Origin of the sequence: Paenibacillus melissococcoides, assembly GCA_944800085.1 — a bacterium.
Taxonomy (GTDB): Bacteria; Bacillota; Bacilli; order Paenibacillales; family Paenibacillaceae; genus Paenibacillus_B; species Paenibacillus_B melissococcoides.
The window spans coordinates 19,314-44,334 of record CALYLO010000014.1; the positions used below are offsets into that span (position 1 = coordinate 19,314).

The following is a 25,021-nucleotide window of genomic DNA, read 5'->3' on the forward strand; positions in this document are numbered from 1 at the left end:
CATGCAGATAAAAATCAATGGTCTCGAGATTGCCGCTTACCCGACACAGTTTACCGTGACGGCCTTGGACCTGGATGACGGCGAGTCCAGCGTAAGGACTGCGGACGGCACGCTAAACCGGGATAGGATCGCAGTCAAGCGGCAGATCGAAATGAGTTGGGGGCCGTTGCCTTGGGCGACCATTTCAACGTTGTTGAGTTCAATGGAAAATGTATTCTTCCCAGTTACCTATCCCGATCCTATGACAGGCCAGTATGAAACAAAAACTTTTTACGTGGGGAACCGCCCGACTCCATTTGCAGTCGCCAAGGGGTCAGAAATCATTTGGAACGGGTTGAAAGTAACCCTGACGGAGAAGTGATGCTATGTATCCGATATCACCAATATTCGCGGACTACTTAAAGCGGCATGACAAGCAGTACATCGTCAAGGCCATCATCGACGGGCAGGAATACACCAGTGCAAACATCGTCGAATTCACCGTTGAGAATATACTGGCCGCTGCGGATGAATTTGAAATTGGAACGGCCATCCCGTCCAAGCTGACCATAAAATTGCGGCTGCCGGAAGCGATCCGCCCGAATGCTCAAGTCAAGCCTTACATTGCGTTATCATTGGACGGCATGAGTTGGCTTGATGCAGAGTATCCATGGCTGGAAATGAATATTCCTTGGGTAGCTGGAGCGACGGAATGGCTGCCGCTCGGAGAATTCTATATCGATTCTCGCGAGAAGGTCAACGAGGTCTGGACTTACGTCTGCTATGACAAATTGATTACGGCAGATGTGGCCTATATCTCCCAGTTATCATATCCGGCGACCCAGAAGGCCGTATTTGACGAGATATGCACGCGCCTGGGCTTTTCGTATGACGGCAGCGTGGACATTAACCCGTCCTATCAGATCCAAGCCGGGCCAGCGGGTTATAGCTGCCGCCAAGTCCTGGCCTATATCGCGGGGGCCAATGGCGCCAGCATCTACATGGGCAAGGATGGCATTATGCGCTTCAAGCGTTTTGCTGCCGGCGCTCCTGCTGTATTTAACATGACCGCGGCGGATTACGTCCGCGTGAGACAGACGAACCCGGTCAAGACCTTTACTCGGATCGTTGTCACGTACAATACCGAGGATCAGCTTACCTACGAAGCTGGAACCGGGGACGATAATCACACGCTGTATCTTGAGAATCCTTTTATGACGCAGGCCCAAGTCAATGACCTGCTGGCCGCGCTGAACGGGCTATCATACCTGCCTTTGACAATGGATTCCCGAGGATTCCCCCACCTTGACCAGGGGGACGTGATCGGCTTTGAGCAGCATGAGAGCCGGAGCTGGATCGAGACGATCACCAGCTGGGAGGATACAGATATTCCGTGGGATGGCATCCAGCGCTACACGTCATGTATTTTGCGGCAAACGCTCAGTTTCAAGGGTGGACTGAAGCACAAAATTGAGGCGCCGTCTACTTCCGAGCAACGCAGCGAATTTAATCTCGAAGGTAGTCTGACACAGCAAGTAAACCGCCTCAATCAAAACACGGTCCGGTACGGCAAGCCGTATTACGGCGTGACGCACAGCCGAACCGAGGGGATCGTCGTCGAACGGGAAGACCATCTTTATAAAGGCGTCTTGAATGGCGAGGAATTAAGCTTCTACGCGAACGGCAGCCGCGCCTTGTGGTTCGACATACCGAGTCGCAAGTTTAAATTCAACGGGACGCTGGAAGCCGTGGACGGCATCTTTTCGGGCAACCTTCAGGCTGCAGGCGGCACGTTTACCGGAACCCTCCGAGGTGTAGATGGAGATTTCAGCGGTGAGCTTCGAGCGGCCCGGGGGACATTCCAGGGTGACCTTCAGGCGGCCGGCGGGACTTTTACGGGGACGCTGGTCGGTGTGGATGGTACATTCAGTGGGACGATTACGGCGGCCTCGATTATCGGGGGGGTCATTACTGGCGCTAGAATCAAAACGGCAGAGTCTGGAGCGAGGATTGAACTGGACGCGAATGGATGGCGCACCTATGACAGTTCGAATAGGCAGCGGATCGCGATAAGCCGAGACGGTTACAACATGAACGCCATACAGTTCTACGATAGCAGCGGCTTAGTCGGCTCTATCAATGGGGATAGCTCGTTGTTCCAGCTCCACGCCAACAGAGACATGTTTTTGTCTTCATTTGGTTCGATATATGTGCAAGGCCCGATTACATTCCGCTCTTCTGTTTCAGGGCTGGGTATTGGAGATATCAGCGGACTCCGTGATGAACTTAGATCAATTTGGAACTATGTCTATTCACACACTCACACGGTAAACATCGGAACCCATAACCACGGTAATAAGAATAATCAGAACTGGGGCGGAACATTTACGACATCTACTCCGTAGTGGTAATATGTAGGTAAATATTGCTACGGAGGTAGACTTACATGAAAAAGTGGACTTATCTTGTAAGCGGGGTTGTAATTGGTGCCCTTGTTGCGACTGCCGGTAGTGCTTTTGCCGATCAAGTCAAATCATTGGTTGGAAAAAAGGTCACTGGGGAGTATACAGTGGTCATTAACGGTAAGACGCTGCAAGACAAAGGTGCTGTAATTGACGGGCGGACAAATGTACCAGTTCGCGGAATATCTGATGCCCTGGGAGCTGACTTCAAAGTGGAGGGGAAAAAAATAATCGTAACAACCACCGAAGGGGAAGATTTAGTTTCTACTGAATCTCCTAACACAACTAAGCCAACATCCACCAATAAATTTATTGGTCAACCTAAAGCATCGCTTGAAAACAGCAAAGATATTGTTGAGAACCGTATTCTTAAACCGACACAAGAGGAACGCAAAAAAATATTTGCCGAAGTGCAATTACTGAGAGAATCGCTGGAAAAATACCCCGAATTAGACGATTCTTCTCTCACTGAAAAGGAAAAACAGTTGGCAGAATATGATAGAATGATTGAAGAGAGCACCAAAGAGCTTGAACTGATTAACGAAGCCCTGGCTGCACTTGAGAAATAACATACCACTCATGAAGGTCTCGCCGCTGGCGGGGCCTTTTTGGTTGGGGGAAAGGAATGAAGAAGGGGAAAACAATTTACGCCCTTGGGTGGGAAGATTTTTTTAGTCTTGAATTCTTGGCCGTCTTGTTGGCAGCGGGTTCGGTTTCTTTCAGTACAGTCGCTCTCATTATGAATTGGTAATTTCCAACTTAATTTTTTAGGAGGATGATAGAAGATGGAAAAGGAAACAGTGCAAAAAATCGAAGAAACTGCGGTAAAGTTGCTTGATTGGATACAAAACCAAGTAGACGAGGGGTTAGTTTGTATGGAAGGGCCGCACCCGCTCCCGGAGATGGTGAAAGCTGTAGCCAAACTAATCGAGGCTTTGAAGGGCATAGGGGAGAAGTATGGGCGAATCGATCTTAATGTCGATGAATTTGCGCGAACGGTGGAAGAAGCCTTTAATAGGCTTGAAGGACAACCACCTATCGGTGGATTCGTAAAACCTGAAACCTTGGTAAATAAGGATTACAAAAGCCCTTATTATGGGGCGGGACTGTATACCGGATCGGTAACAGGGAAAATCATGGACGAACAGCGGATACGGGAGATTGTGAGGGAGGAGTTAGCCGCTCAAAAAGAGCAGCTAACAGATGCAGTGAAGCAGTCATTGCATATTGATGCTACTGATTTTCTTGTTGCGACTGATGGAATGCTTCGTGGTACTTCTGAATAGCCACGATAGCCACTCTGGCTGAAATAGCAACAATATCTTCGGGGAATAATGTCTTTCCAGCCATTTTATTTTGGCTCTTAAATTCTTTGACAACAGCATTTTCTAATTCTTTAAAATCAATATCAATAATCACCGGTTTAACCTCCCTTCTATTGATAGTGGGACTGACATCCTACCATTCGACAAATAGGGAGGTTTCCTTCAAAAGAAAGGAGGCCCACCATGGCAAAGATCCAACCGATCATCCAAGTCGAGATTGATCCAACCAAGCCCGTACCGGAGATATGCGCCGTAATCTCGGCCGTCGTCCCATACCAACCTGAGCATGAAGAGGCGATCCTAATGGGCATAAATGAGGCCATAGGTAAGCGATTGGCACAATTGCGAAAGAAAGGAGAAGCCAATGGCAAATAGATATTGTAACCTGGTCGGTTCAAAGAAAATCAGCGAGGACTTCAATAATATCAACATCGGCTTTGACAAAGTACAGCAGGACATGGACTCCAAGTCGTCCGGCGACCACCGGCACCCGAACGCCACGGATACGATGGATGGATTTATGTCGGCGGCAGACAAGGCCAAAATGGACGCCAGCACCGCGTCAGCCACTCCCGGGACACTGGCGCAGCGTGACGCATCGGGCCGCCTGAAAGCGGCAACTCCGTCCGCTAAAACAGACGTAGCCAGAAAAGCGGAAGTCGATTCTGTCCAGGCTGACTTGGACGGCCACAAGGCGGATGCCACCATGCACGTCACCGAGGCTGACCACGATAAGCTGGGCAGCATCGAGGAGGGCGCGGAGGTCAATCAGCCGGCCTTTGCGCGGGTGAATGACATCGAAGCCAGCGAGAAGACGGACGCCTTGACCTTTAAAGGCGGCGTCGGAATCAAAGTAACCACGAACCCCGCCACAAACGAAGTAACTATTACGGCCTCCGGGGAGTCCACGCCTGGCGACCACGGCAGCAGCCACACGGAGCACGGAGCGGATCCGATTCCGAATGCCACGGCGAAGGAAGGGGGGCTCATGTCGGCCGCAGATAAGGCGGAGCTCGACAAGGTAGCGGTGGAAGTACCAAAGCAGGCGGCGGAGCTGGAGCAGCAGGGAAAGCAGCTGCAGGAGCACGCCGCTGAACTGGAGGACCATGGACAGCGCATCGATGTCGTGGAGAGCGATCTGGCCAACGTGCCGGGCACGCCCCTTGAACTGCAGCCAGGCTTGCAGATCGTAGAGGCCGATCATGATACGCCGTTCCGTATGGGGGAAGTGAAGGGGCGGACGGAGATCCGCGAAGGTGACGGTATTATCAACGTCAAGAACCCATACGCCATCGTAACGGGAGGCAATCTGCTGCCGCCGTTTTATGAGTGGAACGGCGGAACATCCGGTATATTTTTGGAGCCGTACACGCAAAAAGTAGTATCTACAGGCGACCGAATGAACAGTGCTACGCAAATGCCAGCGGTAGAAGGCAAAACATACACGTTGCGCATAGAACGCGAGGGCGACGGCGAAATCGGGCTTGATTTTCGGGATGATCATAACAACGTGTTATGGACATCTGAATTTGTCAAGCAAGATAATATCATCGCAACCGCGCCACAAGGGACAGCATACATGAATGCTTGGACGTCTGCGCCCGCAGCAGGGGAATTTATTTTCCGCAACCCGATGCTGACCGTTGGCACCGAACCGAAGCCCTTCACGCCGCAGCAACGCAGCATACTCGCCTTCGAAACGGAGCTGGCTGCTCATCCAGTAGACGGCAGCAATCCCGATACGCTATTTATGGGGAACGATGGGCTGCCGTATGTGTTGGAGGCGTGGGAGAAGGTTACGTTGGATGGTTCATATACGTGGAGAGTCGGAGGGACGAAGATCGCAGGTGCAAAGCTGGTAGCCACATCGTCAAACTTTACACCTATGGTTGGCGACGAAATAGGGGTCAAATATGACGGGAAATTACTGACTGTTCAAAAAACAGGCGAATTTACGGAAGGAGACACCGTTAATATAACCCCCAACAATTTATATTTGTCTATCTATAATTCCGACAGCGGATGGGGGCCGGATTACACTCCGACAGCCGACGAGATTAAGGCGTATTTCTTGGGCTGGAAAATGTACGACGGCCAAGCACACGGAGACGGCACCGGAGTGTATAACCGTACAGATGGGTTGCACAAAGCTTGGACACCGCTCGACAGTTTTGATGGAACAGCATATAGGGGGGTATATAGCGGCTCAGGTACTCCAAAAGAGTTACCATGCACAGCAAATGCAACGTACTATGTTAAGAATCGTCATTGGCAGCCATATCGCCTCCAATACCTCAAGGCGAAGCCAACCATTGAACCCGTCCGGAATTACGAAATGGGCGCGACACTCTCCGCAGGATTAAACATGGTCGAGGTCGCCAGCGGTATTGTGATTCGGGAGAAGGCGAATCCAACTTATGTAAATGGGTACGGGTGGTACATCAATGACAAAAACAATGGGGCCACAAGCTTCTTGAACTATTCGGCCGCAGAAATACTCGCAGTCTTTAAGGGAGCAAATGTTGACTATTCGTGGGATCTGGTCGTAACGCCGCCCCCAAGCAATGCGCAAGGATTGGCACGAGCGGTTATTAGAGAGTCAGATAAAAACTTATACGACCCAACCGCAATCTACCACGTCACCTATACGATGCTTGATCCAACGCTTGCGGCTCCAATCAGCGGCACCGTAGCGGCCAACCTGCGCGGGACTGTATCGGAATTGGTGCAGGATGTGGGTGACATCGGGCGGCGGTTGTCGGTGGTGGAGACGCAGAAGGCGGAGAAGGATAATGCTGTCGTCTGGATCAAGCCGTCACTCATCAACGGATGGGAGTATTTCGGATACGGCGCAACGCCAGGTTATACCAAGATAGGTAATGTAGTGCATATTAAAGGGAAGCTGAGGAACGGAACCCCCGGAACGGCAGTATTTCGGCTACCGAGCGGATATCGTCCTAAAGAAGCCTTGCTCTTTTTGTGCAGGGCATACGACGCTGGTAATCGCTCTGTTACAGTAGGGGTTGACCCTAATGGGGATGTTAGCGTATATGACCTTAACGCGGAAATCCATCTCGACGGGACAGTATTTATAGCCGAACAATAAGGAGGCGCAATATGAAAGAAGCAATCATAACCGACCTATCCGGTCGTTACATCGAACCGACGCTCGTTGCGGACTCCGTGACGGGCGTTTTTGATCGGCGTGAACGGGTTGAGCCGGATGAACCCGGCACGAATCAGCAGCCAGAACCGGAGCTGCGCGACGACGATCAGCCGGACGAACCAGCAACGGTGCTCGTAGGCTACACGGTGGCCGTGCCGATGCCTGACGGCCTGTATCAGCCTATATTCGATGTCGAGGGCTACCGGGAGGCCGAGGCAGGCTTCAATGCCGCATACGCCGACTATCTCGCCGCCATGGCCGAATATGACCCGGAGAGTGACGATCCGCAGCCGGAGCCACCGCAGCCGGTGGATGGCTCAAGCTTCTGGCGAAACGGCATTACGGACGAGGAAATCGAGGCGCTGAACCCGGATCCGCAGCCGTCCCAAACGGATATGTTGGGCCAAGAACTGACACGGATGAAAATGAAGAATATCCAGCAGCAGAGCGTTATTGATGGCCTTGGCAGGGAGTTGACCCAAGCGCGACTGGACAGTATGCAGAAAAAACAGACCATTGACAGCCTGGGTGCGGAATTGACGAATGCTAAACTTGAAATTATTGAATTTAAAGGAGGGCAAACGGAATGAATTTCTGGAAACTTGCTTTTGATTGTGAATGGATCGACGCAGAGGGGCTATGCGCAGCCGTGAAGACGGAGACCAACCGATTCGGAGAAATCACGCCGGAAGAGTATGAGGAAATCACGGGAGTAACATTCCCGGTAAAAGAGTAAGCGCCCGCCCTACGGTATGGCGCTCTATTTATGCCCTCGGGATATCCGGGGGCTATTCTTTTGTCCAAGAGGGGGATATGCAATGTTGAATGAACCACATTCGTTTTCGAAGATATTGAATTGGTTTTCAGGCGTTGGGGCCGCAATTGTTCCCGGCCTGCAATTTCTTTATGGGACAAGCCAGATCGTTGTCAGCGTGATGGCTGCGATCCTATTTTTTATCCTAATGGATTGGCTTTCTGGAATCAGTGCCGCGAAGCAAGATGGGACATACGCAAGCACTTATGGCCTTGGCGGGCTTCGCAGAACGCTCTTTATTCTATTGTTTCCTGCAGGCGGCCATCTACTGGATGCGGCTCTTGGCTTACCAGATGTCGTGTTCGGGCTGTTTGCGTTCGGGATACTGTACCACACGATTCAATCCATGACCGCTAATGCTATACGGGCTGGGTGGGGAGGATTCTTTCCGGAATGGCTCGTTACTAAGCTCATGGAATGGGTAAAATTGGAGCTCCAAAATAAACTGGCTCGGGCAACGAGTCGAAAGGAGTCTAAGAATGACCATTGAAATTAAACAGCGGTTGCTTCCCGACGGCCGGCCGAACAAGCCGAGCCGGTCGATGAAGCCGCAGTATATCACGATCCACAATACGGATAATAGCGCCCCTGGAGCTACGGCTGAGTCGCATAGCCGTTATATCCTCAACGGCAGCGGTGGCCGGGAGGCATCTTGGCATTATACGGTTGATGACAAAGAGATTTACCAGCATTTGCGTGACGATGAGCAGGGCTGGCATGCGGGAACCAACGCCGGCAATACGACCTCAATCGGGATCGAGGTCTGTATGTACCAGGGCATGGATGAGCCCAAGGCGTGGCAGCGGGCGGCGGAGCTGATTGCGCTGTTGTGCAAGCGGCACGGCATACCGGTCAGCCGTGTTGTACCGCATAAGCACTGGAGCGGTAAGGCTTGTCCGAGCCGGATTCTGCCGCGGTGGTCGGAGTTTGTGAAAATGATTGAGAAGGAGCTGGGGGCATTGGAGAAACCGAAGCAGCCGGACTATGCCGGCCATTGGGCGGAGGCGTCGATCCGTAGGGTCATGGACGCCGGCATTATGAATGGTCGGGGGAATGGATTCGCGCCGAATGAACCGATTACGCGGGCTGAAATGGCCGTTGTAGCCGATCGGCTCTTGAAGCAGATGGGGAAATAAGCACTGGTGAAAAGGATCTCTGCTGGCATTGTGCTGGTGGGGACTCCTTTACCTACGCAATTACTTTCATACCCTATAATAAAAATTCCTTTAAATGGAAGGAGATCATAAGAATATATCGAATATATATATATATTTAGAAGGAGGTGGTATTAATGGGAAAAACATAAAAAATACTTTGGTGCAAATCTAAACGGAAGAAATCTATCTTTGAAAAGAAAAAACTATTAACCAAAATAAGGAGGCTCATAAGTATGATTTTATCTTTACTTAGAAAAGCCACGGTTTCAGTACTTTCAGTTGCTCTGTTATTATCTATAGTTTCTCCATTCTCTGTTTTTGCTTCTACACATGATTTAAGTCATCCCACAGATAAAGACACCCAACAGAATCGGTTGATTTCCATAAAACCGCCGCGTGATTTTGGTGAAAATGTTTCAACTATGGGGCCTAAAACCAAGGGTCTGATAAAGGTAATTCAAGCACTCAATGATAGAGGAAAAAACTAGTTGATTTGGCCATTAAATACAATTTAATTGATGAACAAACAGGAGAAACATTGGTAAATAATTCGAAGGGAATTGTAAACTTTTTAACTAAATTAGATGGAACTGCCGAGGATATTGCTAGTAAAACTAGAGAGCAATTACCCCAATGGCTGCTAGATAATACGGACATTAAAAACACAAAGGTAGCTCAAAATATTGCAAAGGTCATAGCTTGGGCTATTCGTGCTGCTGATTGGTTACTTCTCTAGTATTATGATATAACTAGTATATAAAATTGAAGATTCCCACCTGGCCTCGCCGGTTATTTCTGCGGGGCCTCTCTTCATTTGTACAGTGTTATAAAAATTAAAAATTCACTTTACATATTTGCACAATATCGTATGTTTACTTTACATCGAAAAATGTAAATTAGCTCTGCTGGTTTTATGCTGGCTGGGCCTTTTATCTCAAAGAGCCCCGGGAGTAGTCCCGAGGCTTTAATTATTGAATAAGAACAAAGGTTCGTGTATTATGAAATCATATACAAACTAAGGAGGATTATCATGGCTAAAAAGACAAAACCCAAAAGACCGAGCAGAGACGAATTTGAATTGGAGGAATTGGGAAATCAACTTACGGAAGCGTACGACGAAAAATCCACAGTCTCCCTTGCTGTTTGGGGACGTGAGGAGAGGGTTATTGGTAGGGTGGTTGAAATGGACGCTCGGACGCGATTAATACATATATCAAGGTACGGAGAAATTACGAAAGTTCCGTTTATGGATATTATGAGAGTTGAACATTATAGTGATTAAAAGCCCTGGCACTATGCCAGGGCTTTTCCTTTACCCACAACTTCCCCACAAAAATGATGCTAAACCGTGCTATTCGATGCCTAACCATGCATACCTAAAAATCCCGAAAACCCGCACCACTACAACATTTTTGCAAAACGTGCTCATCGTTGCATACCAGTTATGAATTCCGTATGCAAATTCAAGAAGGAGCAGGAATTATATGAGCTGCTGGAATACGGACGCTGCAAAATGACCAAGGAAGGCTTCCGGATTTATCCGGCCGGCCAGATGGTCATCGCTTATTCGCCGGACAATACGGCGGTTGCCATTGTGAAGATTAGCGCCTCCATCGCCGAGATTAATTTCCTGGGCGAGGAAGTGACGGCGGTCGAGATGGAGCTCGTCCGCAGACTGAACGAAGAAGAGTCCCGGGTCCAGACCGCCCTGGCCCATGAGATGTTCTTCGGTAATCCGAACCGCGCCTAGTAGCTCTGCATGCGCGTCATGGATAGAAGCGCCAGCAGCCGGTTGTCCCGGCCGAAGGGCTTCTATTTTTGAGCCGGGGTCTAGAAAAGAGGAGTCAATGGACCGCGTGCCACGGTTCCGGTTGGGAGAAATAGGGTATTCTAGGAATAAGAACGCCTGCGAGCAGTATGCGCCGCAGAGGAAAAGGAGTCTGATTCCATGCTTGTCCGATTCGGGTACGTGGCCATGTCGATGCTGGTGGCGAACGCTTCCCCGTCGCGCACGATGACGTATAAGCGCTTCCAGGGGCTGGCCGATCGCGAGGCGGCGCTGCGCAAGCTGGAGCGGATTGCGGCGGAGAATCTGCATAATACCCTCCGGCTGCTGAAGCATAACCGCGCGCATGATATCCGGCTATACCGCATGTCCTCGAAGCTGATTCCGCTGGCGACCCACCAGGAGCTTGCCGATTGGGATCCGTTCCCGGCGCTGCGGGAGGATTTCGCGGCTGTCGGCGATTATGCGAAGCGGCACGGCATGCGCCTGTCGTTCCACCCCGATCACTTCACCGTGCTCAGCACGACGCGGAAGGAAGTGCTGGAGAGCTCGAAGCGCGATCTGAACTTCCATCTCCGGATGCTGCAGGCGATGGGGCTTGACGCCCGGGCGAAGAACAATATCCATATCGGCGGAGCCTACGGCAATAAGCGAGCGGCCGAAGAACGGTTCGTCCGCCATGCGGAGGAACTTCCGGAAGAACTGCTGCGGCGTCTGACGCTGGAGAATGACGACAAGACCTTCACGGCTGCGGAGACGCTGGCCGTCTGTGAGCGGCTTGGACTGCCGATGGTGCTCGACATCCATCATCATCAGGTCAAGAATGAAGGCGAGCCGCTGGAAGAGCTGTGGCCCCGCATCGCGAGGACATGGGAGACGCCGTATGCCCAGGCCGACGCCTCGCCGGACGATCCGCTTCCGCCGAAGATTCACGTCTCCAGCCCGAAGAGCGAGAAGGATATCCGCGGGCATGCCGACGATATCGATGTTGGGCCGCTGCTTGATTTTTTGCGGGCGGCTGCGGCCCACACGGAGCGGCTGGACGTGATGATTGAGGCGAAGCACAAGGACAAGGCCCTGTTCAAGCTGATGGACGATCTCGCCGCTTGCGAGGGAGAAGGGGTCGCGATCGCGGATCAGGCCAGCGTCCGAATCGCTCCATAATGGACTTCCACTTGAAAATGTGGCGAAAATACGATACGTTGGACACAGAACGTTTACTGCTCGAGCGCGGCTGTGAGGCGCGATGAAGCGAGTAAGCGAGAGGAGGAAGGTTGAAGCATGACTCAATTATTGGCAGGTAAAAATATCGTCGTCATGGGCGTCGCGAACGATCGCAGCATCGCCTGGGCGATTGCGCAGTCTTTGGCCGCCCAAGGCGCAAGATTGGCATTTACATATGAGAGCGAACGGGTGGAAGGCCGCGTGCGCAAGCTGGCGGAGACGATTCCGAATTCGATCATTCTCCCTTGCAACGTGACTGTCGATGAAGACATCGAGGCACTGGCAAGCCGGCTGCGGGAAGAATTCGGCACGCTGCACGGACTCGTGCACAGCATTGCCTTCGCGAAGACGGAAGAGCTGCAAGGGATGTATGTCGACACGTCCCGCGCAGGCTTCGCCTTGGCGCATGATATCAGCGCTTATTCGCTCGTCGCGGTGGCTCAGCGCCTGCATCCGCTGATGACGGAAGGCGGCAGCATCATGACGATGACATATCTGGGCGCTGAGCGCGCGATGAAGAATTATAACGTCATGGGCGTAGCGAAGGCGGCGCTCGAGGCGTCGGTTCGCTATTTGGCGAACGATCTTGGACAACATAACATTCGCGTCAACGCGATCTCGGCCGGACCGATCCGCACATTGGCTGCGAAGGGCATCAGCGATTTCAACTCCATCCTCAAGGAAGTGGAAGAGAAAGCGCCGCTCCGCCGCACCACGGACGCCGCAGAGGTGGGCGATACCGCGATGTTCCTGATGAGCCATCTGTCGCGAGGCATCACGGGAGAAGTAATCTATGTAGACGGCGGTTTCCATATTATCGGAGTATAAGACGATAGTTACGGGACGCTGCAGCAGGCGTCCGCCTTGCGGGATCGATCTCATTCGAGGCCGGTTCCTCAAGGCGGATTTTCTGTATCTTCCGGTGTAAAGGCAGGAACGAGACTCGCGGCGTGAAGGCAGGGCCAGTCAAAAAATCTATGAAACTTGGCTGTTGCAGTAACGTATAATTGATGGGGTAGTTCGTTCCATTTTTTACAGAAAGTAGCGTGATTGATTTGAATACGAAGGAAAAAGTTCCATACATCGTCTCCAGCAAAAGCCACACCGCAGTGGCGGTGAATTGCGCGGCTAAGGCGGGCGAATGGATCAAGAGCAAGCTTGGGCAGTTCAAGTCGCTTCATATAAAGTCATCCATGCACGACCTGGTTACGGAAGTGGACAAAGGCGCGGAGCAAATGATCCGCAAGCTGATATTGACCCATTTTCCGGACCATGCCATTCTGGGCGAAGAAGGGGTGGAGCCGGGAAGCGACGCCTCCAAGCAAGCCTGGGAACAGGTGAAGAACGAGGAATATGTGTGGGTTATCGATCCGCTGGACGGCACGACGAACTACGTCCACGGCTTCCCGTTCTATTCCGTCTCGATCGCGCTGGCCCATCAGGGCGAGGTTATCGTCGGCGTCGTCTATGACCCGATGCGCGACGAGCTGTTCGTCGCGGAGAAGGGCAAAGGCGCCTACGTGCACGGCCGCCGCATGCAGGTCGCGCCGGAGAAGGAATTGTCCGGCAGCCTGATAGCGAGCGGCTTCCCGACCGAGCGCACCCGCGCCCTGCCGGCCAATCTGGCGGGCATTCAGGCGCTGGCGCCGCAGGTGCGCAACATCCGCACGGCGGGCTCGGCCGCGCTGCACATGGCTTATGTCGCAGCGGGCAGGCTGACCGGATTCTGGGAGCTGAATCTCAATGCATGGGATTTGGCGGCAGGCAGCCTGCTCATTCGCGAATCCGGCGGACAGATCACCGACACGCACGGACAGCCGTATCATCTGGGCGTGCGCGATGTCGTCGCGAGCAACGGCGCCATCCATGACGCCTTCATCGGAGCGTTGGAGGCGGCGGGAGCGCAAGGGTAACTGCCCGGCTTCTCCTTGCGAATCTGCCAACCCGGCGGCTGCGGCTCCACCCGGAGCCAGGTATCCGGCCTCCGGGTTGTCTGGTTGATCATCAAGAAGAGCGGGTTTTCTCGAACAAGCCCATGAATTGGGTATACTACGGTATGAAGGAGGGGGATCGCTCATGCCCGAATCAGAGGAGCGCCGGCGGCTGGAAGCCCGGCTAAGCGAATATCTGACCGAAGGAGACATGGAGACGGAGGAGCAGGAGGAAGCGGTGCGGAGACGCCTTCCGCCCCGCACCGAGATCCGGATCCAGACGGCCCTCGACCCGATTGTCGAGGAGACGAAGCAGTATCGAAGCATGGCGAAGGAAATCGACAGCCGGTACGATGAGTATTTGAAGCGAGTGAAGAAAGACAAGCCGAAGGATTCGTGATGGCATGATGAGGCCCTGTGCTGTTATACCGCAGGGTTCTCCTTGTCATGCGCAGGAAGGGTTACCGTTAACATCTACTACATTTTAAAAGAAGGACAGGCTCTCCGCTCATCGACGTAATGATATAGGGATTGTCCGGGCAGGAGCCGCCTTCGCTCACTGAAGGAGTGGACAACGATGACGACCGCATCATACCGAAGACCGAACATTTTATTTGTGATGTCAGACGACCATGCTTCGCACGCGATGAGCTGTTACGGCAGCCGCATTAACGTGACGCCTCATATCGACCGGATTGCGAAGGAAGGCATCCGCTTCGACAACTGCTTCTGCACGAATTCGATCTGCTCGCCGAGCCGGGCTTCCATCTTGACGGGAACCTACAACCATCTCAACGGAGTGAAGTCGATCGACGATCATTTCGATGGAAGACAGCAGACGTTCCCGAAGCTGCTTCAGCAGCACGGATACCAGACGGCGATTATCGGCAAATGGCATCTCGGACACGGTGGGCATGCCAATCCGACGGGGTTTGATTATTGGAGCGTCCTGGACGGGCAGGGCGAATACTTCAATTCCGAGTTCCTGGAGGAAAATGGGGGCCGCCGCATCGAAGGATATGTAACCGATGTCATTACGGACCTGTCATTGGACTGGCTGCGGAAGCGGGACCCAGACAAGCCGTTCATGCTGATGTGCCACCATAAGGCGCCGCATCGGCCTTGGCAGCCGGATAAGCGTCACAGCCGCATGTACGAGGACGTGGAGATCCCGTATCCGGAGACATTCGATGACGATTATGCCAATCGCTCGCAAGCGGCCGTCGAAGCGAAAATGCGGATTGGGCGCGACATGGTCACGACCGACACGAAGGGAGATCCGCCGGAAGGGCTGTCGGCGGAGGAAGTGAAGCGGTGGAAGTATCAGCGCTACATTAAGGACTATCTGCGCTGCGTGGCGTCGATTGACGACAATGTGGGACGGCTGCTCGATTATTTGGACGAGGAAGGAATTGCGGAGGATACCATCGTTATCTACACTTCCGACCAAGGCTTTTTCCTCGGCGATCACGGCTGGTTCGACAAGCGGTTCATGTATGAGGATTCGCTGCGGATGCCGTTCGTCGTTCGGTACCCGCAGGCGATTGCTCCGGGCGGCGTGACCAATGCGATGGCGCTGAACGTTGATTTCGCGCAGACCTTCCTGGACTATGCGCAGATCGAAGCGCCTCCGGGCATGCAGGGACGTTCTCTCCGGCCGATATGGGAGGGAGAGACGCCTGCGGATTGGCGAACCTCGATGTATTACCGGTACTGGATGCACCTGGACGAGCATCATAACGTTTATTCGCATTATGGCATCCGAACGCACCGGTATAAGCTGATTTACTATTATGCGCAGGCTTTGGGGACGCCGGGGTCGGTCGACGAGAATAGGCCCCCGGAGTGGGAGCTATTCGATCTGGAGCAGGATCCTTGCGAAATGCGCAACGTATACGGTGAACCGGGCTATGAGGCGGCGGTGAGCGAATTGAAGGCAGAGCTTCATCGGCTGCAGGCGGAAGTGCTCGATACGCCAGTTAAGGAATTATCTTAAATGATAGATGGGCACGGAGCTCCGCGTTGCTGCGGGGCTCCGTTTTTTTGGTTGGCTGCGGATGACTGCCGGGAGGGCTATCCAGCCGGAGCGGCTCAAAAAACACCAGCGAAGAGAAGGGAGCACATAGCCAGCTAAGGCGGGAGACGCGTATAATTGGGAAAAAGCCGGATGAGCCGAATTCGGAACCAGGAGGCGGTGCGCATGTGTCCGATTGGCGAATGGGAGAACGCCGAGCCGGGCGTTACCCGCAAAATATTGAACCCGGGACAATCGTTGATGATGATGGAGGTGCATTTCGAACCAAATGCCGAAGGCTATCAGCATAGCCATCCTCATGAACAGATGTCCTATTGTCTGTACGGGAAGGTTGAATTCACGATTGACGGCGTGAAAACGGTCATCCGTCAAGGCGAATCCATAGTCATTCCAGGCCATGCCAAGCATGGAGTCGTCGCCTTGGAAAAGAGCGCGCTGCTCGACGCGTTCACGCCGCTGCGGGAGGATCTGCTTGCGCGGTAATTGGCCCGCCGAACCATACATAAACAGACGAAAGACGCTCCAGTTGGTCGGAGCGTTTTTTATTTTCTGCGTTGGGTTATTTGGGGGGATGAGGTTGAAGGAGGGAAGAGAAAGAGTTCGGTTCAGGATGTTGTATGAGCGAACGGGATGGGTATGAAAAGAACACCCGGGTGATTCGAACAGTTATGAGGCATTGGGATAGCGGCATAAAGGGGCCAGACAAGAATTGAGCTTATGACTCAACGGGATAACGATGAAAAGGGCCGCTTGATAATATATAACAAGCAGAAGGAGAAGGGATTATGGGCGGGTTTCTGCCAGCAAATGCATCCATTTTGGTTGAACTGGTTTTCATTTATTTCCTTTTATGGCATGATGGGGAGGAGAGCGAGCCGTTGACCGCTGCAGATTTACATGGGTGGAAGGGGGGATTCCGAGAGAGGCTTGGCTGAACGCTGCCGGACAGCGCTCGCCGATGGATTGAGGTTCAGACAATGGCAACACGGGTATATCATGTAGACACTGACAACCAGATTCGCTGCTTCATACCGCAGGACCATGTTCACCCCGCCGGCAGTCAGGGGCAGGCATGGATTTGACAGGGGAGGTGGATGGAATGGGTGAACTGATTCCTTGGATGGTCGGATTGTTCATTTTGGTTGGCGCCGTGCTCTATGCGTTATGGTATTTCAATAGCCGGGTATCGAACCATCAAGACGAAGAAAATGTATAGGCACAAGAAGGGAAGGATGCGGAACGCGAATTCAAGCCCGGTACGCATCCGGTTCTGTTGACATTATATTATCCGCTGAAAAAAGAAGCCCGAAGCTCTCCTGGCATCAGACAGGAAGGCTTCGGGCTTGGTCGTTGATCCGCATCATTCCATAGACTCTTCCGGCGGCAAATAGGTGATGGCCTGGCTCCCCATCTGCTCCCAGCCTCTCTGGAAGGCGGAACGCCCGATGCGATCGCGGCGGCCGAGCGGATCATTGATATAGACATATTTCTCGTCATAGCCCGTGACGATGAAGGAATGCTCGAAGTAGGTGACGCGCACCGGGCCGTCCGGGGTCTCCCATGTGACCCAATATTTATCCGGCACCTCATCATACATCGTCGTGTGAATGACCCATACCGGGGTACCCTGCCCGACGATCCACAGCAGGTGCTCGACCGACGTGCCGGTCAAGTCGGCAATTCGGCCCGGCAGGTAGCGCTCGGCCAGCTCGGCAATCGGCTCATGGTAGACGCCGAGTCCCGGGTTGGCGAAGGTGTACATGTCGCCGACGAATCCTTTATGCGGATTGCCGAAGTAAACCTTGCCGCCGGCTTTCTTATACGGCGTCGGGTCCCGACGGATTTCCCGGGCGAGCTCCATCTTGTCGACATCGACATCCGCCGTCCTCAACAGCATAGCCAGGGCAGTCACTTCGCAGCCGCGCGGCAGCTCCGGAAGCTGCAAAATGAGCGGCGCCCCGTTGTAGCGGAACGATTTCGGCGCCGGCTTCTCCGGGTCCCACATGACATGCTTCCCGCGATAGGTGACCCGTCGTCCGGGCGCCTGCCGAGCGTAAGCGACGGCATCCTCCCAGCGGCGGAAGACGCGCTCGAAGCGCCCGCCGAGCTGGACTCCATACGGCCCGAACGTGTCATAGTCGATATATTGGGACAATTCCTTCCGCCAATCATTCCACTGCGTCTCATTTGGCGCGTCATCGCGATTCCTTAGCGCGATCACGCCGTCCCGGGCGTAAATATTGCGCCCGAGCGCCTCGCTCACCGGGCGGAGGGGCACGTACGTCAACCCGTCCTTGACGTGCGGAGTCGTCTTGACCGGGGACGTGGCTCCCGCAATTTTGACCTCCGGCTTGTTCAGCCGGTAAGTCACCCGCGCATCGTCTTTGGTGAAGGTGATCGTGCCTTTGGCTTGATCATAGGCCAGCTCGGCCTCCAGCTTCGAAGCGAGGAAGCGGGCGGGAACCAGCGTCTCGCCGGACTGCTGGTATGGCGATGCCTTGTCGTTCTGTTCATCGATCGGAACGAGGTAGCGGCCGACGTAGGCGGTATTGCTGTGCAGCATGAGGACGATATCGTCCGTAGGCATGCCGAACGAGAAGGACAGCCCGCCCTCTTTGAATTTGGAGGCGAGCAGGAATTGTATCGGAAAGGCGCACAGCGCCAGTAATATCAGGAACAGCAGCCAGCGATTGAGCCGCCGAACGAATTGTGGCAATTTCAATATCCTCCTCAGACATACTCCCTTATGTATATCGGCAGATGGTCCGCATTTCATTAGCCGCCCCCGATTGGCCAGGCGGACACAGGGAAAGTGCCGTTTTGTTGCGAAAAAATTTGTTCAACAATGAACCTTTTCTCCCGCTAAGTTGTTACCTTAGTAGAGTAGAGCATGGGAAAGGTGGAGGGCCTGTTGACGGACAGGGAATTTTTCGAGCGGTACAACAAGGAAGTGTACAGGACTGCTACTATATGCTGCGCGATGCGTCAGAGGCGGAGGATATATGCCAAGAGGTGTTCGTGAAGGCGTTAACCTCGGGATGGCGGCAGGTGGAGCACCTCAAGACGTGGCTCATGCGCATCGCCGTCAACCACTGCTTGAACCATCTGCGGCGGAGCAAGACGAGACGAATGAAAGAGAAACTGCTGCTCTTGTTCCAGCGGGAGCAGGCGGAGCCGCCGGTGCTTGCCGTGGTCGAGCAGCAGGAGACGGAGGATGAATGGAAGCGCTGCATGGCGCGGTTGCCGGATAAAATCAGGGTGGTCGTGACACTTCGCTTCACGAATGATCTGGCGCTTAAGGAGATTGCCGACATAGTGGATATCCCGGTTGGTACGGTAAAGTCGCGCCTGAATCGGGGCCTGAAGCTGATGAAGGCCATGCTGGATGAGTCCGGCCAGCTTGAGCCGAATGGGATGGGCAGGCCGGGGAATAGCAGCGTACATAAGCAGGTGAGAGGCAGGAAGGAAGGTGCGAATAATGAGCAAGGAGATACGCGTGGAGACGGACCTTGCCCGGCGGCTCGGCGATGAGGGGGGGCACGACTATCCCGATTTCGATGCGATGTGGACAAGGATTGATGCGGCCAGACAAGAGCCGGAGGCTGAATCTGCAAGACGGCAAGGCCGGACGATGTTCCTGCGCGGACGCCGTTTGGCGGTCTTGTCGGCGGTCGCGCTGGTGCTGATCGCGACGCCGGTGCTGGCTTCCATGTCTGGACATTGGGATTTTACGTTCCGGCCGGGCGTGAAGTCGGCACTGAACCACGGATTCGGGCAGACGATTGACAAGTCGGTTACGAGCAGCGGCGTTACATTTACGGTCGATGCGGCCATGTCCGATGACAACGGGACCACGCTGTTATACAGCTTCGATCCGGGGGACGAGGAGCAGCGGGAATGGAGATTTACCGAGGTGGAGCTGCGCAAGGCCGACGGGGAACAAGTGGTGAAGCTGAATGATGTCCTAACGATGCGAATGAACTGGAAAAAAGGATACTACTCCCACATTTGGGATAAGGAAAATAAACGATACTACGGTTTTCTGGAAACGCCATGGACCTTCGACGGCGCGGAGACGGAGCTGCAGCTTAGCGTGCGCGGACTGCAGGAGTATAACACCAAGCGGTTGCCGCTGGCTCTCGATCTGGCCGAGACGGGCGTGCAGACGTTCCCGGTTCAGGATGGCGGCATTGAATCCGCAAGCATTCAGATTTCACGGGAAGCGGAAGGGAAAGTGGTGCTCAAATCCCTCTATACGTATTGGGATGAGCGGATGGCGAATACGAATCTTCCCGAGATTCTGGTGAAAAAGGACGGGAAGCTCATGAAGCGATCCGGTACACGGGTCGGGCTCGATAACGGCAAGTGGGCGGAGCAAGAGATTTATCAGTTGGACGACATTCATGAGCAAAATATTACGTTCGAGCTCGCCTACATGACGCCGGGCAAGAAGATAGACGGCGAATGGAATCTCGGAGGGCTGCTGCTGAACAAGGAGAAGGCTTTGCATGCATCGGCGATCCGCACCCTGGACGTGCCGGTGCGAACGGCGGAGGGAGAGGCCGTCGTCCGCAAGCTGTTCATTCGTCCGACAGGCATTCGGGTCGAGATTGAGCATGGCAATTCATACTCGCGGTTGCCTTATAAGGGCGTCTACTTGTCCGTTGGCGGCCGGAAGCTGGAAGGGGAAGAATGGTTAACGGACAATACGGGCGACGGATCTAAGTATTTGCAGACGTATCTATTCGAGGCTCCGCCTGATCTCCGACTGACAGCGGATTTGCCGATGGAGCTGCTGCTGCAATATGAAGTTGAGGAAAGATGGGATTACAGACAACCGATCCTTCTGTCAAATATTTCAGGCGAAAAACAGACGTTGACGATGGACGTTGGAGAATATCCGGTGAAGTGGACCTACTACAAGCAGAACGGTGATCTGTATGTAGAAAGCGAAAGCTCGGACGCACGATTCGGCGGAATCAATCAGACGTTCATTCGCCAGGAAGATCGGCGCATCCCCGGACATATCCTGTTCGATTGGATACCAGGCGCCGGGCTTAACGATAGCCTCAACAAGCGGGCGGACGTCTATCCCGGCTTTGAAGAAACGGAAGCGGAGATGTATATCTTTATGTATTTGATCAGACATCCGGAACGGGAGTTAACAGTGAAGCTTCAATAAAAGGACGTTCTTCCTTCCGCGCTGCGGCAGCGATTGCGGAGAGCTTGCCGCAGCGCCGGACCGACCAGAGATTTCTGGTTGGTCTATTTTTTTGAACTATCTTCAAAAAAAGTGAACCAATTTTCGCCTGGCTGTGTTTATAACATAGAGGCTTGCGCTAAGGGATCCCAAAGCAATGCATTGCGGCCTGGCCTTGAACCGAAGATCTATCAAAAACGAAACGCTGGAGAGGGGAAATAGAACATGAAAAATAGGACCAAAGCGGCGATTGCCGCGACGAGCTGCCTGCTGCTGTTCCATTCGATGCATATCGCCGCGGAGGCGGCGCCGGCCAACACGGCCAAGGAAGTGACGGTACTGGCCGCAGCGAAGGCGCCTTCCGCCGCGGAGAAGAAAAAGGCGGTGGAGTCGGAAAAAGCGAAGTATGCCAAAATGAAAAAAAATCCGGGTGACTATTACATATTGTATGTAAGCGATAAGTCGCTCAATGGCGGCGATCACTTTTCCAACTATCTGAATATGTACAATTTCAAAAGCTATGAAGATTACATGAAAGTAGCATCCAAGCTGAAGACTCCCGCATTGAAGCGTCCGGACGGCTTGCCGGAAGGGTATAAGTTCACCAAAGCCGACATCGAGCCGCCGATTCTGGCCTATGGCGACAAGTATCGGAAAGAAGTGAAAGCGGAGGCCAAAGACAAAGCCGCTTACTTGAAGCTCATCAAATGGACGGAAGCGGGCCAGGTCGATCTGGAATTCAAGAACGGAAAAGATGTCGTGCAGCTCCAATTTAGCCTGATGAGCGCAGAGATCGCGAAGAAGCACGGCAAGCAGAAAGGTTACCACTTTAAGGCGGCCGACGAATGGGATGAAGAGACGAAGAAAAAACACCCTCAATTCGTTAAAAATATATTGAGCTGGACAGACAACCAATATCAATTTACCATTTCGACGAATCCGGAAAATCCATTGACGAAAGAAGAACTGATCGAGCTTGCGGAAAGCGCGGTCCAGCAGGCAGCCGGAGCGAAAGCGAAGTAAAGTTCCGCGTGGCGCCAGTAAAGGAGAATGGGAACGATGATGCGACTATCCGCCATTGCCCAAAAAGGCCTGCTTCTGCTTGGGGCCGTCGTCTTGCTCAGCGGCTGCTTCGGGTCGAAGCCCGTCTTGGAAGAGCTTGGCGAGGAGGGCAAGGGAACGATAAAGATTCTTTATTATAACGAAGATGATTTTTACCGGGAATACGGGAATGCGTTCAACGTCAAGTTCCCCAATATCGAGTTCGATATTGTGAGCACGAAGGAGCTTATGGCCGGAAGGATGAGCGGCGAGGATTTCGATTACCGGAGCGAGCTGGCGAAATGGGTGGACCTCCATAAGCCCGACGTGCTGTTGCTTGGCCGGGACGAGTATGAGGAGTATGCACAGGCGGGCAAGCTGTTCAACCTGGATCCGATCATCAAGCAGGAGCAGTTCGATGTGGACGGATACATGCCCGGCTTGATTGACTCGCTGCGGGAGAAGGGGGGAGGCTCGCTTTATGGGCTGACGCCGAATTTCTTCACCAGCGTCATCTATTATAATGCCGATCTGTTCGCCGAGCACGGCATCGAGCTGCCCCGCAGCGGCCTCTCCTGGCAAGAGATGTTCGATCTGGCCGCTCGCTTCAAGGGCGCCGGCACGGCCGACGAACCCGTGTATGGATTGGACGCTGGCCATGGCGATGCGGCGGAACTGCTGGACAGCATCGCCCGGACGCTGAAGCTGCAGAGATTCGACGCGCAAGGGGAGAACGTGCTGCTGGAATCGGAGGGATGGAAGCAGGCGTTCCGCATGACTGCGGATGCGGTCCGCAGCCGTACGGTGAGGGTGCTTGGGGCGGGGGAGGCCGCGAGCTATCTCCCGTCCGATGATCTCTTCGTGAACGGGCAGGCCGCCATGGTCATCGCGGGTTCAGGCTTCGCCTACAACATTAACGATACATCGTACAGCAAGAAGGCCAAGACGTTCGAATGGGGCATAGTTCCGGTTCCTGTAGACCCCGCGAATCCCGGAGAATCGCCATTTGCGTTTTATCGAGAGACGTTCGCCATATCGGCGGAGTCCGCGAACAAGCGGGCGGCCTGGGAGTTCATCAAGTATGTCGCTGGTCCGGAGAGAGCAAGCTCGGATGCGGAAGGGGTGTTGTACCAGCTGCCGACTCGCACCGGCTACGTCAAGGACCTCAACGGGAAAAGCGCGGAACCGTTGTATGCGCTGACGCCGATGGACCGGAAATATGAACGTACAGACAAGAAGATTCCCAAGTCTTTTGAAGACGTTTATGCGTCCCTGCTGAACGAAGCGCTGCAAGCCGTGATCGATCAGACGAGGTCGGTGGACGAGGCGTTGGCGAATCTGCAGCAGCAGGCGCAAGCGGCGCTTCAGGCGGCCCGCAGCGGCCAGTAGGGACCGGGGATCGACGCGGAACGAATGTGGACGGGCGGGCTTGCGTTCGCCTGTCGCAATACATATGGAAGCTTGCGGCAGGCGGGCCTCCGCCGGTAAAGAGGCAAGACCGCCAGCTAAGGGGGAAGGAAGAAGAGATGAGGTTTTCAGGGAAATGGAAGATAACGGGACTGCTGCTTAGTATTGCGATCCTGTTGAATGGTTGCATGGCAGGCAAGCCCGTACAGGACGATTTGGGGGAGGACGCCCCCGGCAGTCTGAAAATATGGTACCCGGATGTGGAGCCGTTCCATATCAAATATGGGCAAATGTTCGCCGCCAAGTTCCCCGGCATCCAGGTGGACGTGCTGCGGGCGCGAGAATGGATAGAAGAGGCGCGGCAAGGGGATTACGAGGAGGCACTGAAGAGGCTTGTCGAATTGCATAAGCCGGATGTGCTGCTGCTGGACCAGGATGAATATGAAGCGCTGGCCCGGGCGGGCAAGCTGTATAATCTGGATCCGGCAATCATGCAGGACCAATTCGATCTGAGCCGATATATGCCGGGCATGATCGACATGCTGCGGGAGAAGGGGGACGGTTCGCTCTATGGGCTGGCTCCATTCATCCGGCCGCGGGTCATGTATTACAATGCGGATATGTTCAAAGAGAACAGCATCGATCCCCCCTCCAACAAGATGCAGTGGCCTGACATATTCGCGCTGGCGGCACGGTTCGCGAATACCGGGACAGAGGACGCCCCTGTCTATGGCCTGATTGGCAATGAAGCTCACGATGTGCTGTCCCAGGTTGCGTTGACCTTGGATCTGCAATTATTCGATGCGAAAGGGGAGAATGTCGTGCTGCAATCGGAAGGATGGAAGCAGGCCTTCCAGATCGCGGCCGAGGCGATCCGGAGCAAGGCGATCTCGGTCCGTTCCCCGAAGGAAGCGGGCGAGGGCACGGAGGGTTACGGTTATTTTCTCGCCATAAACAAGTTCCTGAACGGCGAAGCGGCGATGTTGATCAGTGATCATTACTTTGCCTCCCAGCTCCGCAGCAAAGCGAAGACCTTCGACTGGGGCATGGTCACGGTTCCGATCAACCCGGCGCGGCCCGATGAATCGACTTCGGTCTACGTGCCCCAGATTCTGGCTATCGCCGCAGATTCTCCCCGCAAGCAGGCCGCTTGGAACCTTGTCCGTTTCATCAACGGACCGGAGGTGGCCAAGGCCAGATCGCGTACGGCCGGGAGTGATCTGCCGGCGATAACCGATTATGTCTCCGGCGGCGATCGCGCCGATACGGAGGTGTTTTATATGCTGAAGCCGGCGCCTCAACATAACGAACGCGTGATGAAGCGGATTCCGGACAGCTTCTATGAGGCGTATTCATCGCTGGCGAATGAAGCGCTGCAATCCGTGATCGATAACGAGAAGCCGGTGGAGGAGGCGCTGGCCGAACTGGAGCAGAAGGCGCAGGCCGTGCTGTAGTTGGCCCGCAGCAAGGCGCAGGAGGCGCATCAAGGCAGAT

At 53.8% G+C, this 25,021-nt stretch carries 27 protein-coding genes; 25 read left to right on the top strand and 2 right to left on the bottom strand.

Annotated features, from left to right (window positions below):
* The first annotated feature begins 1 nt into the window (after position 1).
* The 4 genes from OCY70_RS31220 to OCY70_RS31235 all read left to right on the top strand — a co-directional run bounded on the left by OCY70_RS31220 (position 2) and on the right by OCY70_RS31235 (position 3,727).
* Positions 2-361, top strand: coding sequence for a DUF6711 family protein (locus tag OCY70_RS31220; RefSeq protein ID WP_213430979.1), 360 nt, complete (start codon positions 2-4; stop codon positions 359-361).
* 4 nt (positions 362-365) lie between these two features.
* A complete protein-coding gene (locus OCY70_RS31225; RefSeq protein ID WP_261948868.1) occupies positions 366-2,384 on the top strand; it encodes a DUF3672 domain-containing protein in 2,019 nt (672 codons plus the stop codon).
* Positions 2,385-2,425: 41 nt separating this feature from the next.
* Entirely contained in the window at positions 2,426-3,010 is a 585-nt protein-coding gene (locus tag OCY70_RS31230) for a stalk domain-containing protein (RefSeq protein ID WP_213430977.1), read from the top strand.
* 216 nt (positions 3,011-3,226) lie between these two features.
* Complete coding sequence (locus tag OCY70_RS31235) at positions 3,227-3,727, top strand: hypothetical protein (protein WP_213430976.1); 501 nt, start codon at positions 3,227-3,229, stop codon at positions 3,725-3,727.
* Here the strand turns inward: OCY70_RS31235 and OCY70_RS31240 are convergent.
* Positions 3,675-3,860, bottom strand: coding sequence for a hypothetical protein (locus OCY70_RS31240; protein ID WP_213430975.1), 186 nt, complete (start codon positions 3,858-3,860; stop codon positions 3,675-3,677). The two genes, OCY70_RS31235 and OCY70_RS31240, sit on opposite strands and share 53 nt — an antisense overlap.
* Before the next feature lie 89 nt (positions 3,861-3,949).
* Here OCY70_RS31240 and OCY70_RS31245 point away from each other — a divergent pair, with 89 nt between their 5' ends.
* The 16 genes from OCY70_RS31245 (at position 3,950) to OCY70_RS31320 (ending at position 16,362) form a co-directional block, all read left to right on the top strand.
* Entirely contained in the window at positions 3,950-4,141 is a 192-nt protein-coding gene (locus OCY70_RS31245) for a hypothetical protein (protein ID WP_213430974.1), read from the top strand.
* Positions 4,131-6,872, top strand: coding sequence for a hypothetical protein (locus OCY70_RS31250; protein ID WP_213430973.1), 2,742 nt, complete (start codon positions 4,131-4,133; stop codon positions 6,870-6,872). Before OCY70_RS31245 ends, OCY70_RS31250 begins: the two co-directional genes overlap by 11 nt.
* An 11-nt stretch (positions 6,873-6,883) precedes the next feature.
* Complete coding sequence (locus tag OCY70_RS31255; RefSeq protein WP_213430972.1) at positions 6,884-7,522, top strand: hypothetical protein; 639 nt, start codon at positions 6,884-6,886, stop codon at positions 7,520-7,522.
* Positions 7,519-7,668: an XkdX family protein gene (locus tag OCY70_RS31260; RefSeq protein ID WP_213430971.1), complete on the top strand. Its 150-nt coding sequence runs from the start codon at positions 7,519-7,521 to the stop codon at positions 7,666-7,668. Before OCY70_RS31255 ends, OCY70_RS31260 begins: the two co-directional genes overlap by 4 nt.
* 82 nt (positions 7,669-7,750) lie before the next feature.
* On the top strand, positions 7,751-8,236 hold the full coding sequence (locus OCY70_RS31265) for a phage holin family protein (RefSeq protein WP_249725607.1): 486 nt from the start codon (positions 7,751-7,753) through the stop codon (positions 8,234-8,236).
* Complete coding sequence (locus tag OCY70_RS31270; protein ID WP_261944621.1) at positions 8,226-8,882, top strand: N-acetylmuramoyl-L-alanine amidase; 657 nt, start codon at positions 8,226-8,228, stop codon at positions 8,880-8,882. Before OCY70_RS31265 ends, OCY70_RS31270 begins: the two co-directional genes overlap by 11 nt.
* A gap of 254 nt (positions 8,883-9,136) precedes the next feature.
* A complete protein-coding gene (locus OCY70_RS31275) occupies positions 9,137-9,391 on the top strand; it encodes a hypothetical protein (RefSeq protein ID WP_261948869.1) in 255 nt (84 codons plus the stop codon).
* Positions 9,392-9,396: 5 nt separating this feature from the next.
* Positions 9,397-9,639, top strand: coding sequence for a hypothetical protein (locus OCY70_RS31280; protein ID WP_261948870.1), 243 nt, complete (start codon positions 9,397-9,399; stop codon positions 9,637-9,639).
* A gap of 294 nt (positions 9,640-9,933) precedes the next feature.
* Positions 9,934-10,185, top strand: a complete 252-nt coding sequence (locus OCY70_RS31285; protein ID WP_213431580.1) for a YolD-like family protein — start codon at positions 9,934-9,936, stop codon at positions 10,183-10,185.
* Between the two features lie 162 nt (positions 10,186-10,347).
* Positions 10,348-10,653 (top strand): hypothetical protein, encoded by a 306-nt coding sequence (locus tag OCY70_RS31290; protein ID WP_213430503.1) that lies wholly within the window; start codon positions 10,348-10,350, stop codon positions 10,651-10,653.
* A gap of 198 nt (positions 10,654-10,851) precedes the next feature.
* Positions 10,852-11,853, top strand: a complete 1,002-nt coding sequence (gene uvsE, locus OCY70_RS31295; protein ID WP_213430504.1) for a UV DNA damage repair endonuclease UvsE — start codon at positions 10,852-10,854, stop codon at positions 11,851-11,853.
* Positions 11,854-11,970: 117 nt separating this feature from the next.
* The gene (fabI, locus tag OCY70_RS31300) at positions 11,971-12,741 is read left to right on the top strand and encodes an enoyl-ACP reductase FabI (RefSeq protein WP_213430505.1); all 771 of its coding nucleotides are present in this window, start codon (positions 11,971-11,973) and stop codon (positions 12,739-12,741) included.
* Positions 12,742-12,968: 227 nt separating this feature from the next.
* A complete protein-coding gene (locus tag OCY70_RS31305) occupies positions 12,969-13,826 on the top strand; it encodes an inositol monophosphatase family protein (RefSeq protein ID WP_213430513.1) in 858 nt (285 codons plus the stop codon).
* A 163-nt stretch (positions 13,827-13,989) separates the two neighbouring features.
* The gene (locus tag OCY70_RS31310; RefSeq protein WP_213430506.1) at positions 13,990-14,244 is read left to right on the top strand and encodes a hypothetical protein; all 255 of its coding nucleotides are present in this window, start codon (positions 13,990-13,992) and stop codon (positions 14,242-14,244) included.
* A 177-nt stretch (positions 14,245-14,421) separates the two neighbouring features.
* Positions 14,422-15,840 carry a sulfatase family protein gene (locus OCY70_RS31315; RefSeq protein WP_213430507.1) on the top strand — a complete coding sequence of 473 codons (1,419 nt, stop codon included), beginning with the start codon at positions 14,422-14,424 and terminating at the stop codon, positions 15,838-15,840.
* Positions 15,841-16,044: 204 nt separating this feature from the next.
* A complete protein-coding gene (locus tag OCY70_RS31320; protein ID WP_213430514.1) occupies positions 16,045-16,362 on the top strand; it encodes a cupin domain-containing protein in 318 nt (105 codons plus the stop codon).
* Positions 16,363-17,239: 877 nt separating this feature from the next.
* On the opposite strand, the gene OCY70_RS31325 is transcribed toward OCY70_RS31320, so the two are convergent.
* On the bottom strand, positions 17,240-18,595 hold the full coding sequence (locus OCY70_RS31325) for a C39 family peptidase (RefSeq protein ID WP_213430508.1): 1,356 nt from the start codon (positions 18,593-18,595) through the stop codon (positions 17,240-17,242).
* A gap of 254 nt (positions 18,596-18,849) precedes the next feature.
* Between OCY70_RS31325 and OCY70_RS31330 the strand changes: the two genes are divergently transcribed.
* The 5 genes from OCY70_RS31330 to OCY70_RS31350 all read left to right on the top strand — a co-directional run bounded on the left by OCY70_RS31330 (position 18,850) and on the right by OCY70_RS31350 (position 24,981).
* Positions 18,850-19,410, top strand: coding sequence for an RNA polymerase sigma factor (locus OCY70_RS31330; protein ID WP_249725531.1), 561 nt, complete (start codon positions 18,850-18,852; stop codon positions 19,408-19,410).
* Positions 19,358-21,061, top strand: a complete 1,704-nt coding sequence (locus OCY70_RS31335) for a DUF4179 domain-containing protein (protein ID WP_213430509.1) — start codon at positions 19,358-19,360, stop codon at positions 21,059-21,061. The genes OCY70_RS31330 and OCY70_RS31335 overlap by 53 nt, the downstream gene beginning before the upstream one ends.
* A 243-nt stretch (positions 21,062-21,304) precedes the next feature.
* Positions 21,305-22,102, top strand: coding sequence for a hypothetical protein (locus tag OCY70_RS31340; RefSeq protein WP_249725532.1), 798 nt, complete (start codon positions 21,305-21,307; stop codon positions 22,100-22,102).
* Between the two features lie 36 nt (positions 22,103-22,138).
* Positions 22,139-23,509, top strand: a complete 1,371-nt coding sequence (locus OCY70_RS31345; protein ID WP_213430510.1) for an ABC transporter substrate-binding protein — start codon at positions 22,139-22,141, stop codon at positions 23,507-23,509.
* Positions 23,510-23,646: 137 nt separating this feature from the next.
* Positions 23,647-24,981: an ABC transporter substrate-binding protein gene (locus OCY70_RS31350; RefSeq protein WP_261948871.1), complete on the top strand. Its 1,335-nt coding sequence runs from the start codon at positions 23,647-23,649 to the stop codon at positions 24,979-24,981.
* Positions 24,982-25,021: the final 40 nt, after the last annotated feature.

Bases quoted from the DNA above. Each gene is read 5' to 3' on its own strand.
- OCY70_RS31220 (WP_213430979.1), top strand. From the start codon at position 2: ATGCAGATAAAAATCAATGGTCTCGAGATTGCCGCTTACCCGACACAG.
- OCY70_RS31225 (WP_261948868.1), top strand. From the start codon at position 366: ATGTATCCGATATCACCAATATTCGCGGACTACTTAAAGCGGCATGAC.
- OCY70_RS31230 (WP_213430977.1), top strand. From the start codon at position 2,426: ATGAAAAAGTGGACTTATCTTGTAAGCGGGGTTGTAATTGGTGCCCTT.
- OCY70_RS31235 (WP_213430976.1), top strand. From the start codon at position 3,227: ATGGAAAAGGAAACAGTGCAAAAAATCGAAGAAACTGCGGTAAAGTTG.
- OCY70_RS31245 (WP_213430974.1), top strand. From the start codon at position 3,950: ATGGCAAAGATCCAACCGATCATCCAAGTCGAGATTGATCCAACCAAG.
- OCY70_RS31250 (WP_213430973.1), top strand. From the start codon at position 4,131: ATGGCAAATAGATATTGTAACCTGGTCGGTTCAAAGAAAATCAGCGAG.
- OCY70_RS31255 (WP_213430972.1), top strand. From the start codon at position 6,884: ATGAAAGAAGCAATCATAACCGACCTATCCGGTCGTTACATCGAACCG.
- OCY70_RS31260 (WP_213430971.1), top strand. From the start codon at position 7,519: ATGAATTTCTGGAAACTTGCTTTTGATTGTGAATGGATCGACGCAGAG.
- OCY70_RS31265 (WP_249725607.1), top strand. From the start codon at position 7,751: ATGTTGAATGAACCACATTCGTTTTCGAAGATATTGAATTGGTTTTCA.
- OCY70_RS31270 (WP_261944621.1), top strand. From the start codon at position 8,226: ATGACCATTGAAATTAAACAGCGGTTGCTTCCCGACGGCCGGCCGAAC.
- OCY70_RS31275 (WP_261948869.1), top strand. From the start codon at position 9,137: ATGATTTTATCTTTACTTAGAAAAGCCACGGTTTCAGTACTTTCAGTT.
- OCY70_RS31285 (WP_213431580.1), top strand. From the start codon at position 9,934: ATGGCTAAAAAGACAAAACCCAAAAGACCGAGCAGAGACGAATTTGAA.
- OCY70_RS31290 (WP_213430503.1), top strand. From the start codon at position 10,348: ATGAATTCCGTATGCAAATTCAAGAAGGAGCAGGAATTATATGAGCTG.
- uvsE (WP_213430504.1), top strand. From the start codon at position 10,852: ATGCTTGTCCGATTCGGGTACGTGGCCATGTCGATGCTGGTGGCGAAC.
- fabI (WP_213430505.1), top strand. From the start codon at position 11,971: ATGACTCAATTATTGGCAGGTAAAAATATCGTCGTCATGGGCGTCGCG.
- OCY70_RS31310 (WP_213430506.1), top strand. From the start codon at position 13,990: ATGCCCGAATCAGAGGAGCGCCGGCGGCTGGAAGCCCGGCTAAGCGAA.
- OCY70_RS31315 (WP_213430507.1), top strand. From the start codon at position 14,422: ATGACGACCGCATCATACCGAAGACCGAACATTTTATTTGTGATGTCA.
- OCY70_RS31320 (WP_213430514.1), top strand. From the start codon at position 16,045: ATGTGTCCGATTGGCGAATGGGAGAACGCCGAGCCGGGCGTTACCCGC.
- OCY70_RS31330 (WP_249725531.1), top strand. From the start codon at position 18,850: ATGCTGCGCGATGCGTCAGAGGCGGAGGATATATGCCAAGAGGTGTTC.
- OCY70_RS31335 (WP_213430509.1), top strand. From the start codon at position 19,358: ATGAGCAAGGAGATACGCGTGGAGACGGACCTTGCCCGGCGGCTCGGC.
- OCY70_RS31340 (WP_249725532.1), top strand. From the start codon at position 21,305: ATGAAAAATAGGACCAAAGCGGCGATTGCCGCGACGAGCTGCCTGCTG.
- OCY70_RS31345 (WP_213430510.1), top strand. From the start codon at position 22,139: ATGATGCGACTATCCGCCATTGCCCAAAAAGGCCTGCTTCTGCTTGGG.
- OCY70_RS31350 (WP_261948871.1), top strand. From the start codon at position 23,647: ATGAGGTTTTCAGGGAAATGGAAGATAACGGGACTGCTGCTTAGTATT.